Consider the following 13,340-nt stretch of genomic DNA (forward strand, 5'->3'; position numbering starts at 1 on the left):
TGTTCACGCCTGGCTCGCGATGCCGAAGTTCGGCATCCTGATGTTGGTCGACGCGCGGTAGTCCCACACGAGCCCGCTGGGCAGCTCGCCGCTGCTCGCATGTAACCACACGTCGAACGCCCCCGTCGTCACCGCCCGCGCGATGCGCTCGCCCGGGCAGCCATGCGGCCCCGTACCGAAGCCGAAAGTCGGCGCAGGCGCGCGGCCGGGCAGCAGGCGATGCGGCTCGCGATGCACGGCCGGATCGCGGTTCGCCGCGGCGAGCACGACGAGGATCGCCGCGCCGGCATCGACGCTCACGCCTTCGATCGTCGTATGCGACGCGACGAAGCGGCGTGTGTTCTGCACCGGGGAATCGAAGCGCCCCACTTCCGCGACGAATGCGTCGAGCGCAGCGGCATCCGGAATCGCCCGCCCGCCGTCGGCGCTCGCGCGCGCCGACTCTTCCCATGCGATCAGCACGTTGCCGAGCCACGCGGCGCTCGCCTCGCATGTCTGCGACAGCAATCCGACCAGATTCGCGACCAGCGCGCCGCCGGCCTGCCAGCCCGCGGCGCGCGCCGCATCCTGAACCGCCGCGACGAGCGACCCGTCCCGGGCGCGCGTGCGTGCGACCCGCTCCGTCATCCGTTCGAGCAAGCGCCGCGCAGCATCGCTTGCACGCGCCAGCGTCGCGTCGTCCGACAGCGGCGACAGCGGCGACAGCGCGGCGACGAACGCGACGACGAGCGCAGCGATGTCGTCGAGCTGTGCTTCATCGAAGCCGAGCAGATCGGCGACCGCGCAGACGGGCACCGTCAGGCACCATGCGTTCAATGCCTCGGCGTCGAGCGGCGCGCGCAGGCGGCGGCCGGCGAGCGACGCGGTCCGCTCGCGCAACGCGTGCGCGTCGATCGATGCGAATGCCGCGCGCAGCGCCTGTTTCGGCACGTCGTGGCGCAACGCGCCGTCGTTCATGCGGATCAGGTCGCCGAACAGCGCGCCGGCGGTGGTGCCGCGCAACGCGGGCGGCACCGGCGCATCGAGCGGCCTGACGCGGCAGGCCGGATGGCCGAGCACCGCCGCCACGCTGGCCGCGCGGCTCGCGACCCACAGGCCGAGCGTCGCGTCGAACGCGAGCGGCGGCCCGTCGACGAGCGTCGCGTAGTAGGGATAGGGATCGCGGTGCGTAACCGCGGCAATCGGATCGGTCGGGTTCATGCGAGCAGTATCGGCGCGCAGGCCGGCAGCATGTTTCGGGTCGACGTGAAATGTCGATGTGCGGGTGTGTGGGGGCTTCGAGGGCGCGCGGGCCGCGGGCCGCGGGCCGCGGGCCGCAGTGGCGCGGTGGCGCGTGGGCGCAGGGGCCGCGGCGGCGCGTGTGGGCGGGATAGGCCCGACAACCGCAATGCCGCTGTGAACCCGCCAGCACAATAGGCGCAGCGGCCGTACCGAACCGGCGCCCCGCTCCTGCGTCAGGCCGCCGAACGAAAGCGAAACGTTTGCATGCGCACGCGCGCGCGGCCGGCCGAAATCGCGCGCGGTTCGGGCGCGACCGTCTCGTGGTGAAACATTTCCTGCCGGAAGTGGCCGCCGTCGTCGAACCACTGGCAGATCAGCCAGTCGGCGTCGTCGAACACGACGGGGCCCGCGTAAATCACGGTCATGCGCGGGCCGCCGGTTTTCAGCGTCACGACATCGCCGACGCGAAAGCGGCTGCGGTGATTTTCTCGGATTGTCATCGCTCTCTCGATTTTTATATATTCATTATTTCCGGCGCCCCGCCGGCCGATCATTCGGATATGCCGCAGATTAACAATCCGAAAAATAACCGGCAACTCCCGAAAACCGAAAAAATACCGGTCTTAAAATCGGGACAATACGTAAATCGGGTACGCCGGGCGCATGATTGGCGCCAATGCCGGCGCGGCTTGCGCGCCGACTCCCGCCAATCGGCCGGAATTCGCAGAGTAAACGATGTAATTGCCGCAGTCACCGAAGATTAAATCGACTGCGGCTTCGTTTGATAACGGTCAACCGGTATCCATCTGGAAAACGTTACCCCGATTTAGCCACGATCATTCTGCGAAACGGACCGGCGAATTGTCCCGCGCGGCGAACCAGCGATCGAGATCGCTGCCCGGCACCGCCTCTTGCGCGAAGGTAAACGTGCCGTCGCGCGCCATTTCCGTCGCCGCCCTCAGAAATGCGCCCAGCGCGGTCCGCGCGAGCGCGCCGCCGACGCTCACGCGCTTCACGCCGAGCGCGGCGAGTTCGTCCATGCTCAGCACGCCGCCCCGCAGCCCCATCACGACATTGACCGGCGCGCCGACGGCGCGGGTGACGGCCGCGATGTCGTCGCGATCGGTCAGGCCCGGCGCATACATCACGTCGGCGCCCGCATCGCGATAGGCGGTCAACCGCGCGATCGTGTCGGCGAGATCGCGGCGTCCGTGCAGATAGTTCTCGCAACGCGCGGTCAGCATGAACGGAAACGGCAGCTCGCGCGCCGCGGCAACGGCCGCCGCGATGCGCTCGACCGCGAGGTCGTGCGGATAGATCGGCGCGTCGGCGCGTCCGGTCGCATCCTCGATCGAGCCGCCCACCGCGCCGGCCGCGGCTGCCAGCCGGATCGTGTCGGCCACCGTGTCGGGCGCATCGCCGAAGCCGTTCTCGAGATCGGCGCTGACCGGCAGACCGCCTGCGGCGACGATCTCCGCGATGTGCGCGAGCATTTCGTCACGGCCGATCGCGTTGTCCGGCCGGCCGCACGAATAGGCGAAACCGGCGCTGGTGGTGGCGAGCGCGTCGAAGCCGGCCATCGCGAGCAGCCGCGCGGAGCCGGCATCCCACGGGTTCGGGATGATGAACGCGCCGGGGCGCGTATGCAGCGCACGAAACGCTTGCGCGTGGCGCAATTGCAGAACGGAATCGGACATCGTCGTCTCCTCGGAACGGAGACGCCAGCATACGCGCGCACGGCGCGGGCACGGTTCGGCGTGCGCTGAAATATCGATGCGGACGAGACCGGCACGGGAGCCGCGCCGTTTGATCGCGACCATGCGCGTGCGAGCGCCGGGCCGTCTGCCGCCGTGTTAGACCCGCGTCAGGCCGTCGGCGGCGCAAGCGTCCCGCAGCCGCGCGCGCGGCTACACGACGTACGCGCCCTTCGCATGCAACTCGGCTTCGGTGCGCTCGAGCGCCGCGACCGCACCGCTGCCTTCCAGCGCGAGCAGCTGCGCGACCAGCGCTTCGGCCATCGCATGCGCGGCCACCAGCGACGGAAAGAACGACGGGCTGTCGTGCGTGAAGATCAGTTGCGCATCGGCATGCAGCGCGATCGGCGCGACCGCGCTGTCGGTGATCGCGACGATCTTGCTGCCCTGCGCTTTCGCGGCCTGCGCCACGCGCGTCGCTTCGGTCGAATACGGCGCGAAGCTGACGATCACGGTCACGCTGTGTTTCGCGATCGTGCGCAGCTCCATCTCGAGCGAACCGGCGACGCCGTTGAGCAGCGACACGGTCGGCCGGAACAGCCGGTAGCCGTACACGAAACCGAACGCCACCGGATAGCACGACCGGAAGCCCGCGACGTGCACGTGCGCTGCCTTGCGGATCAGCTTCGCGGCGTCGGCGAGCGCGTGCTCGTTCTGTGCGGCGGTCGCCGACAGATTGTGCTGCTGGGCCGCGAGCAGGTCGTGCGCGAGCGACGCCTTCGCGTCGGGCCGCACGAGCGAGCGCGCGCGCTGCGTGAGCGGCTCGGGGCGCGTGCGCACGCGCGCGACGCACAGATCGCGCAGCTCGTTCCAGCCGGGAAAACCGAATTGCTGCGCGAGGCGCACGAGCGACGCCGGCTGAACCTGCGCGTGCTGCGCGACCTTGCGCATCGACGACGTGGCGACCTCGTCGGGATGATCGAGCAGAAATGCAGCACCCGCCTGGAATTGCGGGCTCAGTTCGGAAAATTGCGCCCGAATCCGGGACGCGAGTTCATCGAAATTGGCAGCCATCTTGGTGAGAACGGGAACCGGTCGCCCATGGTATCACCGGCCCCGCGCGCACCGTTCAGCGCAGCACGTCCACGCGATCGACGTCGACCTTCACGCTGCCGGACCACTTGCGCTCGAACTCGCCGGTCAGCTTCACGTCGCTCTGCTCGCTGACGGGCTGCCCCGCCGCCCACAGCTTCCGGTCGATCTCGACGCGGATCGTGCCGGTCGCATCGGCGAACTCGTAGTCGTCGCCGCCGACGTGCCGGACGATCCGTCCGTGCAACTGCACCGGCTGGTCGTCCTTGCCGGTGGCGAGCAGGTCCTTCACGGTCGTGGCGGCGGCCGCCGACGGCCCCGTGTATTGCGCGTGCGCGCCGGCCGACAGCGTGGCGAGCGCGACGGCCAGGATGCTGAACAGTTTCTTCATGATGTCGTTTCCTCTTCTTCGATGGTGCGCCGCGCCCGGATCGAGCGCGACGGCCAGAGCTTACGAAGCGTAAGATTAAGCGCACCTGAAGGCGCGAACCGCGCGACGCGGTCGTGGCGCCGGGCGCCGGCACTTAAGCACGACCTAAGATACGGGCGCTTATCATGGACACCCCGGGCGCATCGCGCCCTGCTGAAGAGATACCAATCCATGCGCGTACTGCTCGTCGAGGACGATCCGCTGATCGGCAGCGGGCTCGAACAGGGCCTCAGACAGGAAGGCTTCGCGGTCGACTGGGTGAAGGACGGCGACGCCGCGTCGCTCGCGCTGCGCTCGACCGGCTACGGGCTGCTGCTGCTCGACCTCGGGCTGCCGAACCGCGACGGTCTGTCGGTGCTCGCGGCACTGCGCCGCCGCGACGAAACGCTGCCCGCGATCATCATCACCGCGCGCGACGGCGTGCCGGACCGCATCGCCGGCCTCGACAGCGGCGCCGACGACTACCTCGTCAAGCCGTTCGTGCTCGAGGAGCTGCTCGCGCGCATTCGCGCGGTCACGCGGCGTCACGCCGGGCGCGCGCAGACGACGCTCGCGATCGGCCCGCTGCGGCTCGATCCGATCAAGCATCTGGTGTGGCTCAACGACGACGAAGTCACGCTGTCGCCGAAGGAGTTCGTGCTGCTGCACGAACTGATGCGCGACCCCGGCGCGGTGATTTCGCGCGAACAATTCGAGGAACGGCTGTACAGCTGGGGCGAAGAGATCGAGAGCAACGCGGTGCAGGTTCACATCCACAACCTGCGCAAGAAGCTCGGTCACGACATGATCCGCACGGTGCGCGGCGTCGGCTACCGGATCGGTGACGGCGCATGAGCGGCCTGCAACAGGCGATCGCGCGCTGGCGCAGCGCGTCGCTGCGGCGGCGCCTGCTGATGTGGTTGCTGCCCGCCGCCTGCGCGATCGGGCTGGTCGCGAGCGCGGGTACCTACTGGGGCGCGCTGCGCGAACTCGACGACCTGCTCGACGATCAGATGCGCAGCATGTCGAAGCAGATCGTCGTCGGCCCGAACGGCGAGCTGTCGTTCCGCGATCGCGGCAGCGACAAGCACGGCTTCAAGCGCGACGATCCCGACGCCGTACTGCTGCAGGTATGGCGCGACGGCACGCTCGTCTATTCGACCGATCGCGAATCGGCGCTGCCGCCGCCGACGCGGTCGGGCATCGCGAGCGTCGACGTCGACGGCCAGCCGTGGCGCACCTACGTGACCGAACGCGCCGGCACCACGATCCGGCTCGCACAGGCGCGCCACGCGCGCTGGGAAGCGATCGCGGGCATCGCCGTGCATCTGCTGTGGCCGGTGTTCTCGATGCTGCCGGTGCTCGCGATCGGGCTGTGGTTCGGCATCGGCGCGGGGCTGCGGCCGCTGCGCACGATCGCGTCCGGTCTGAAGCGCAGGAATGCCAACAACCTCGAACCGGTCGACGTCGCGTCGATGCCGAACGAGGTTCGCCCGCTCGCCGAAGCGATCAACGACCTGCTCGCGCGGCTCGAGCGCGCCTTCACGCTGCAGCGGCACTTCATCGCCGACGCCGCGCACGAGCTGCGCACGCCGATCATGGGATTGTCGATACAGTCGGAATTGTTGCGGCGCGCGTCGACGGCCGACGAACGCGAGCAGATCCTCGCGCAGATCCATGCGGGCACGACGCGTCTCGGCCATCTCGCCGAGCAGTTGCTGACGCTCGCGCGCCTCGAGCCGGACGCGCCGGCGGCCGCAGCGGCCGCCGCGCGCGTCGATCTCGCGGTGCTGTGCCGCTCGGTCGTCGCGGAGCGCGCGCGGGTCGCCGATGCGCATCGCATCGACCTCGGCGCGATCGTGGCGTCGCCGGTGATGGCCGCCGGCAATCCCGACACGCTGCGCGTGCTGCTAAACAACCTGGTCGACAACGCGATCCGCTATGCGGGCGAAGGTGCGCGCGTCGACGTGTCGGCACGCGTCGAAGGCGCGACGCCCGTGCTCGAAGTCGCCGACAACGGCCCCGGCATCCCCGAGGCGGAGCGCAACGACGTGTGGGAACGCTTCTATCGCGGCGCGGGCGCGCAGGCCGTCACGTCGTCCGGCAGCGGGCTGGGGCTGTCGATCGTCAAGCGGATCGCCGAACAGCATCGCGCGACCGTCGCGCTCGGCACGACCGAGGGCGGACGCGGGCTGACCGTGACGGTGCGCTTCCCGGCCGCGGCATGACGAGGCAAGACGAGTCCTGACGCGGGCCGGTCGCGCGGCTTGTCCACAGATTGTGTTGGCAAGCTTGTGGACAACCAGCCGCCAACGACAGCAAGCCATTGATCCGAAAAGATTTGATCGGTGTGCGCAGCAAACGCGCCGTCGCGCATGGCTATCGCATGTGATACGCAGCAAAGCGACGTCGCCGCGGACACCGCTGGTAGCCTCGACATCGCGAACCGTGCGGCTCGGCGATACCGAATTCATTGAAGCGGCAGTTCATGCCGACCCAGCTTCGTCACGCACTCGCCAGCAGTCCGACGTATTTCAACGATGCGATCGAATGGTCGACCGTGACGTTTCGATCAGCCGCCATCGCGAAACAACAGCTGCCGTCGTTCCGGAAAGTCGCGCCGACGGGCATTTGCACGCCGTGAACCGCCGCGCAGCGGGACACCGCGCCACACGATCGCCACATGCACTTCTCCACAGAAAATGTTGGCAAGCTTGTGGATATCCTGCGCACCGCGACGCTAAGCCCTTGATCCGACAGACTTTGGCACGTGTGATGCAGACGCTGCGCCAGCCGGGCCGCGTTATGCACGGCTTCGCCGCAGTTCGCATCACGATGCCACGCGGCCAGACCCGCGCTGCACGACGTGCGCATCGCGGCACTTACACACAGATTGTGTTGGCAAGCTTGTGGATATCCTGCGCAAGCGTTCGCTAAGCCATTGATCGGCCGGCGATTCGCGCGCCATGTCAACGTTTCGGCACGGCCGTCGCGCCGCACCGGCGACCCCCGTGCGTCCCTTGACGGCCGCACACGCGACGCGTCACGATCACACGACGCCGCGCACGTCACGCGTCGGCGCCACGGGCCGGCCGCTCCGCCCGCATTCGACAACGACACATCACTCCGAGGAAGGCCATGGAACATTTCAACGCAGGGCAAATGCTGGTCGCGCTCGTGCTCGTCGCGATCGTCGTCTATCCGTACGTGCGCATCGTGCGGCGCACGGGCCACTCGGGCTGGTGGATCCTGACGATGTTCGTGCCGGTGCTGAACTTCATCATGTTGTGGGTCTTCGCGTTCGCACGCTGGCCCGCCACCGACGATCGGCAACGCTAGGGCCTGCTCACGCTTATAACGGGCTTGCGAACCGGCCTGCGCATCGGATGAGCCGGCCGGCCCGCTTGTCCACAGATTATGTTGGCAAGCATGTGGACAGCGTGCGCATACCGGCACCAAGCGCTTGATCCGAAAGACTTTCTGCGCGGTGCTCCAAATGCGGCACGCGGCGCGCAACGCCGCCTCCCGCTTGTCCACAGATTGTGTTGGCAAGCATGTGGATAGCCTGCGCACACCGCAACCAAGCGCTTGATCCGAAAGACTTTGTTCCCATCGCTTCGAATCGGGCAGCGCCCGCCGCCGCGGCCGCGTTGCGGCAAGCGCGGCGGCCGGCCGGCTTTTCCACATATTTTGTTGGCAAGGATGTGGATATCCTGAGCATGCGCGACGTAAGTCGTTGATCGCACAACGTTTGGCTGCCGCGGTCACGACTGCGGCAGCGCCTGCCTCGATCGCCGCGCCCCGCCCGTCACGCGAATGTCGCGACCGCGATCCGCGCCGCCGCGGCGATCACGTTCTCCTTCGCCTTCGCATCGGCGCGTGCCTGCGTGTAGTACACGGTCAGCACGATCGGCGCGCGCGACGGCAGCCACACGACACCCGCGTCGTTCGTCGTTCCGTAGTCGCCGGTGCCGGTCTTGTCGGCGACCTGCGAACCGGCCGGCACGCCCGCGCGAATCCGCTTGTCGCCGACCTTGTTGCCGCGCATCCATGTCACCAGTTGCGCACGCTGCGCGGGCGGCAACGCGTCGCCGAGCGTGAGCGCGCGGATGCTCGCGGCCATCGCCGCGGGCGTCGTCGTGTCGCGCAGGTCGCCCGGCAGCGCCGTATTCAGCTCGGTTTCCCAGCGATCGAGACGGAACGTGTCGTCGCCGATCGAGCGTGCATACGCGGTCACGGCCGCCGGCCCGCCGATCAGCTTCATCGCCAGGTTCGCGGCCGTATTGTCGCTGTACTGGATCGCCGCCTCGCACAGCTGCGCCACCGTCATCCCGGTGTCGACATGCCGGCCCGACACGGGCGAGGAGTTGACGAGATCGGCCTGCGCATACGTCACGCGCTGCTGCAGCAAACCGGGATGCTCGACGCTCCGCGCGAGCACCGCCGCGCCGAGCATCGCCTTGAACGTACTGCAGAACGGAAAGCGCTCGTCAGCGCGATGCTGCGCGCGCCGGCCGCTCGCGGTATCGATCGCGCATACGCCGAGGCGGCCGCCCGCCGCCCGCTCGAGCGCGGCGAACGTCGCGGCGGACGCGATGTCGGGTGCGGCGGCCGACGGCGCCGCGCACGCGCCGACGGTCACGACGAGCGGCGCCGATGCCGCGGCCAGCAACAAGGTTCGACGTTGCGATGAGTAGGTCATGTCATGTCTCTCGTGGTGGAATGGATGCAGAACGGCCGGCCGGCGAGACAGCACTATCGTGACTTTACGTTTGTCCGACAAGCAATGATAATTGGGCGCTGACAAAAGAATTTCTTATGACAAAGCTCCGTCCTCGTCTCCCATTGAACGCGTTGCGCGCCTTCGAATCGTCCGCGCGCCACCTGAATTTCACGCGCGCCGGCCTCGAGCTGAGCGTCACGCAGGCAGCCGTGAGCCAGCAGGTGCGTTCGCTGGAGGAGCGGCTCGGCTGTGCGCTGTTCACGCGCCTGCCGCGCGGCCTGGGCCTCACCGACGAAGGGCGCGCGCTGCTGCCGGTGCTCAGCGACGCCTTCAGCCGGATCGAAACCGTGCTCAATCAGTTCGACGGCGGGCGCTTCCACGAGGTGCTGACGCTCGGTGCCGTCGGCACCTTTGCCATAGGCTGGCTAATGCCACGCCTGAAGCGGTTCGGCGAGACGCACCCGTTCGTCGAGCTGCGACTGCGCACCAACAACAACGTCGTCGATCTCGCCGGCGAAGGCCTCGATTTCGCGATCCGCTTCGGCGAAGGCAACTGGCCCGCGACGCGCAACGAGCGTCTGCTCGACGCGCCGCTCAGCGCGCTGTGCGCGCCGGACATCGCGCGGCGTCTGTCGCGGCCGGCCGATCTCACGAACGAAACGCTGCTGCGCTCGTACCGCACCGACGAATGGCTGGGCTGGTTCGACGCCGCGCAGGTCGAGCCGTGGACGGTCAACGGGCCGGTATTCGATTCATCGCGACTGATGGTCGAGGCCGCGATGCAGGGCGCGGGCATCGCGCTCGCGCCGGCTTGCATGTTCGCGCGCGAGTTGCAGCTCGGCATGCTGGCGCGGCCACTCGACATCGACGTGCGCGGCGGCGCCTATTGGCTCACGTCGCTGAAGTCGAAGCCGCTGACGCCCGCGATGCAGTTGTTTCGCGACTGGATCGTCGCGGAAGCGGCCGACGCCCCGCCGCACGAATGAGGCACGCGTGTTTGTCCACAGAAAATGTTGGCAAGGATGTGGATATCCTGGGTACCCGGCGCGTAACCCGTTGATCTGGCACGAATTCCAGGTGCCACGTGCGCATCGCGCATTGGCCGCCACAGGATCGAGGCGAACGCGGCCGATTCCGAACTATGAGGAATCTATCGCGTGACACTTATCCACAGATTTTGTTGGCAAACCTGTGGATATTCCGCCAAAGTGCCGCGCAAGCCACTGATGCAAAAGGGAATTTGGTAGATCGCGCGCCGCAGGTCAACGATGCGACATCGATTGGCACCTGTGCGTCACCTGTGCGGTGCCCGTTTCACGACCGTCCGACAAGTGTCCGATCGTGAGCCGGTTCTCCACAGATTTTGTTGGCAAGCGTGTGGATATCCTGCGCACCGCGCCGCTAACTCATTGAGCGCACGGGAATTTGTATGCACGGCGCTGGATCGGGCAGCGCCGGCGCGGGCAGCAACGCACGCGCCGGCACCGTCCGCGTCAATGCCGGTCGAGACCGCTGCGCAGCTCGCTCGCCTTGTCGCGCAGCGCCTCGTAGCCCGAGCGCGCATGTTCGGGCAGATCGGGGTCGCCGATCAGCGCACCGAGCGTCTCGATCAGGCTGAACAGAATGCCTTTCGCCGCGCCCGCCGCAATGCTCTGCGATTCGATCGACTTGTGCAGATGGTCGACTGCTGCTTCGAGATTTTCTAGCTTGTGCTCGTCCCGATCGTCGGGCCGGTTGTCCGTGGTCATCTTGGATGCCTCCGCCATAGTTAAAGGGTCATGTCGGGATTCTATGCCGCGGCGCGCGTATGTGGCACGACCTGGCTCAACGACGCGCCGCCCGGCCGCTACAGCACCGCGACCACCTTCACGCGCCCGGACCGCTCGGCCGCCGCGACCACCTGCCCGTCGACGCGGCGGAACATCAGCGAGACCGTCTCGTCGCCGACGCGCAGTTCGTCGATGCGCAGCCAGTCCACCCCTTCCGGCAGCGCCGGGCGCTCGACGCGCACCTCGAGACGCGACGCGTCGACGCTCACGCCGAGGCACGCCTGCAGCATCATGAACGGCGCGCCCGCCGCCCACGCCTGCGGCAGACACGCGACCGGATAGGCCGTCGGCGGCTCGCCGCGCCGGCGCGGGAAGCCGCAGAACAGCTCGGGCAGCCGCATCTCGAAGCTGACCGCTGCTTCGAACAACGCACGCAGCAGGCTCACCGCGGCCGCCTTGTCGCCATAGCGCGCGAGCCCGCGTGCGATCAGCGCATTGTCATGCGGCCACACGGAGCCGTTGTGATAGGCCATCGGATTGAAGCGCGGCTGCCCGGCCGCGAGCGTGCGGATGCCCCAGCCGGTCTGGAACAGCGTCGAGCCGAGCACGCCGGCCACGGCCGCCCCGCGCTCGGCATCGGGCAAGCCGAACGCGAGCAGATGGCCCGCGTTCGACGCCAGCACGCGACACAGCTCGCCGTGCCCGTCGAGCGCGATCCCGTAGAAGTCGCCGTCCGGCATCCAGAACAGCGCTTCGACCTGCTCGCGCAGCGTCTTCGCGCGCAACGCGTAGCGCGCCGCATCGGCCGCATGACCGCGCCGATGCGAACACGTCGCCATCGCGTCGAGCGCCGCGCACGCATACGCCTGCACTTCGACGAGCGCGATCGGCCCGTCCGGGAAGCGGCCGTCCGCGTGGAACACCGAGTCGTGGCTGTCCTTCCAGCCCTGGTTCGCGAGGCCGCGCTCCGACGTGCGCTGATAATCGAGCAAGCCGTAGGGATTGCGGTCGCACTTGTCGATCACCCACTGCGCGGCGCGCTCGAGCGCGGGCCACAGCTCGTCGATCAGCGCATCGTCGCCGGTATGTTCGACGTAGGCGCCCGCGAGCACGATGAACAGCGGAGTCGTGTCGACGCCGCCGTAGTACAGCGCGAACGGCACCTCGCCGGTGGCCGCCATCTCGCTGCGGCGGAACTCGTGCATGATCTTGCCCGGCTCCGCGTCGCGAAACGCCGACGTCTCGCGCGCCTGATGCTCCGCGAGAAAGCGCAGCACGCCGCGCGCCAGCGACGGCTGCAGCCACAGCATCTGCAACGACGTGATGACCGCGTCGCGGCCGAACGGCGTCGAGAACCACGGAATGCCCGCATACGGGTACGGCCCGGTGTCGAGCTGTGTCGTGAGCAGGCCGAGATCCGCGAGCGAGCGGTCGAGCCACGCGTCGAACAGCGGGTTGCCGGTGTTCACGCGCGCCATCGATTCGCGTCGCGAACGCATCTCGCGGTGCACGCCGACGAGCGCGGTGCGCAGCGCGACGCGCCCGCAGCCGGGGCCTTCGCCGTCGTGCGCGGGGCCGAGCGTCGCGTCGACGGTCAGATAGATCGACAGGCACGCCTGGGCGGCGATCGTCAGCGTGTAGTCGGCACGGTCGACCGACAGCGCGTCGGGCGCCGGCGAGAAATGCACGGTGACGTTGCGCTCGACGCCGTCGAGGCCGTCGTAGCGCAGCCGCACCGCGCCGTCGGCGACGCGCGGCGCGGCGACCGTGCCGCGCTTCGGGCGCTGCGTGCCGCGCACTTCGAACATGTCCTTGAAATCGGCCGCGAACGACAGCGACAGCGGCACCTCGGCCTCGCTCGCGCCGTAGTTGGTGAGCGTCAGCGCTTCGTACAGCACGTCGCCCGCGAGCACGCGCGTGCGTTCGATGTGGATCACGCCTTCGGGCGTCTCGTGGCCGCCGAGCGGCGGCAGCGGACGGTTCGTCAGATGCGCGGTGAACGACGCGTTGTCGGCGCTCGTCGCGCCCGACAGCAAGGACGGCGCGCGACCGCCGAAGGTCAGACGCCATGCGGACAGCACGCGCATGTCGTCGACGAACAGACCGTCGTCGCGGCCGCCGATGTCGCCGAGCGCATCGCTGACGACGAACGCGTCACCGGATTTGAGGACGTACTGATTGTTGCGTGCGAGCGCCTGCGGGTCGGCTTCGGGCGCGATGAACGCGGGACCCGACGCCCGGGCGGGAGAAACCGGCGCGACTTGCGGCGCCTGCGTCGTGGTGGCTTCGGCGTGATTCGGCATCGATGCTCCTGTGTCGAAACGCAACGCGCGGCGCGCGTCGCGTGTTTCGCACAGGATAGGCCAGAACGATGGATGTGCGCAGCGCGTGTGTGGCAGAGGCGCTGCGTGGGCGCGTGGGCGCGAGTGGCT

At 68.4% G+C, this 13,340-nt stretch carries 12 protein-coding genes; 4 read left to right on the top strand and 8 right to left on the bottom strand.

All coding sequences use genetic code 11. The features are described from left to right. Positions 1-3: 3 nt before the first annotated feature. From C3Y15_RS03090 to C3Y15_RS03110, 5 genes are all read right to left on the bottom strand, one after another. Positions 4-1,200 carry a cytochrome P450 gene (locus C3Y15_RS03090; RefSeq protein ID WP_059474699.1) on the bottom strand — a complete coding sequence of 399 codons (1,197 nt, stop codon included), beginning with the start codon at positions 1,198-1,200 and terminating at the stop codon, positions 4-6. A gap of 254 nt (positions 1,201-1,454) precedes the next feature. Then, the gene (locus C3Y15_RS03095) at positions 1,455-1,721 is read right to left on the bottom strand and encodes a YodC family protein (protein WP_034195440.1); all 267 of its coding nucleotides are present in this window, start codon (positions 1,719-1,721) and stop codon (positions 1,455-1,457) included. 336 nt (positions 1,722-2,057) lie between these two features. After that, positions 2,058-2,918 (bottom strand): isocitrate lyase/phosphoenolpyruvate mutase family protein, encoded by an 861-nt coding sequence (locus C3Y15_RS03100; protein WP_059474712.1) that lies wholly within the window; start codon positions 2,916-2,918, stop codon positions 2,058-2,060. 210 nt (positions 2,919-3,128) lie between these two features. Further along, positions 3,129-3,989 carry a MurR/RpiR family transcriptional regulator gene (locus tag C3Y15_RS03105; RefSeq protein WP_059474698.1) on the bottom strand — a complete coding sequence of 287 codons (861 nt, stop codon included), beginning with the start codon at positions 3,987-3,989 and terminating at the stop codon, positions 3,129-3,131. Between the two features lie 55 nt (positions 3,990-4,044). Then, the gene (locus tag C3Y15_RS03110) at positions 4,045-4,398 is read right to left on the bottom strand and encodes a NirD/YgiW/YdeI family stress tolerance protein (protein ID WP_011882709.1); all 354 of its coding nucleotides are present in this window, start codon (positions 4,396-4,398) and stop codon (positions 4,045-4,047) included. Positions 4,399-4,608: 210 nt separating this feature from the next. Between C3Y15_RS03110 and C3Y15_RS03115 the strand changes: the two genes are divergently transcribed. From C3Y15_RS03115 to C3Y15_RS03125, 3 genes are all read left to right on the top strand, one after another. After that, positions 4,609-5,271, top strand: coding sequence for a response regulator (locus C3Y15_RS03115; protein ID WP_011882710.1), 663 nt, complete (start codon positions 4,609-4,611; stop codon positions 5,269-5,271). Further along, positions 5,268-6,644, top strand: a complete 1,377-nt coding sequence (locus C3Y15_RS03120) for an ATP-binding protein (RefSeq protein WP_069246435.1) — start codon at positions 5,268-5,270, stop codon at positions 6,642-6,644. The genes C3Y15_RS03115 and C3Y15_RS03120 overlap by 4 nt, the downstream gene beginning before the upstream one ends. A gap of 910 nt (positions 6,645-7,554) precedes the next feature. After that, positions 7,555-7,755, top strand: coding sequence for a DUF805 domain-containing protein (locus tag C3Y15_RS03125; RefSeq protein ID WP_011882712.1), 201 nt, complete (start codon positions 7,555-7,557; stop codon positions 7,753-7,755). 469 nt (positions 7,756-8,224) lie between these two features. Here the strand turns inward: C3Y15_RS03125 and blaPEN-bcc are convergent, their stop codons facing one another. Then, positions 8,225-9,118, bottom strand: a complete 894-nt coding sequence (blaPEN-bcc, locus tag C3Y15_RS03135; protein ID WP_060042534.1) for a PEN family class A beta-lactamase, Bcc-type — start codon at positions 9,116-9,118, stop codon at positions 8,225-8,227. A 116-nt stretch (positions 9,119-9,234) separates the two neighbouring features. On the opposite strand from blaPEN-bcc, the gene penR reads away from it, so the two are divergent. After that, positions 9,235-10,125, top strand: a complete 891-nt coding sequence (gene penR / locus C3Y15_RS03140; protein WP_011882714.1) for a beta-lactamase transcriptional regulator PenR — start codon at positions 9,235-9,237, stop codon at positions 10,123-10,125. Between the two features lie 507 nt (positions 10,126-10,632). On the opposite strand, the gene C3Y15_RS03145 is transcribed toward penR, so the two are convergent. Together C3Y15_RS03145 and C3Y15_RS03150 are read right to left on the bottom strand one after the other, a co-directional pair. Beyond that, positions 10,633-10,887, bottom strand: a complete 255-nt coding sequence (locus tag C3Y15_RS03145; protein ID WP_011880668.1) for a hypothetical protein — start codon at positions 10,885-10,887, stop codon at positions 10,633-10,635. A 98-nt stretch (positions 10,888-10,985) separates the two neighbouring features. Continuing rightward, complete coding sequence (locus C3Y15_RS03150; RefSeq protein WP_011880669.1) at positions 10,986-13,211, bottom strand: amylo-alpha-1,6-glucosidase; 2,226 nt, start codon at positions 13,209-13,211, stop codon at positions 10,986-10,988. Between the last annotated feature and the right edge of the window lie 129 nt (positions 13,212-13,340).

The sequence above is a fragment of the Burkholderia sp. B10 genome (assembly GCF_004368385.1).
In the GTDB taxonomy this organism is placed as follows: Bacteria; Pseudomonadota; Gammaproteobacteria; order Burkholderiales; family Burkholderiaceae; genus Burkholderia; species Burkholderia vietnamiensis.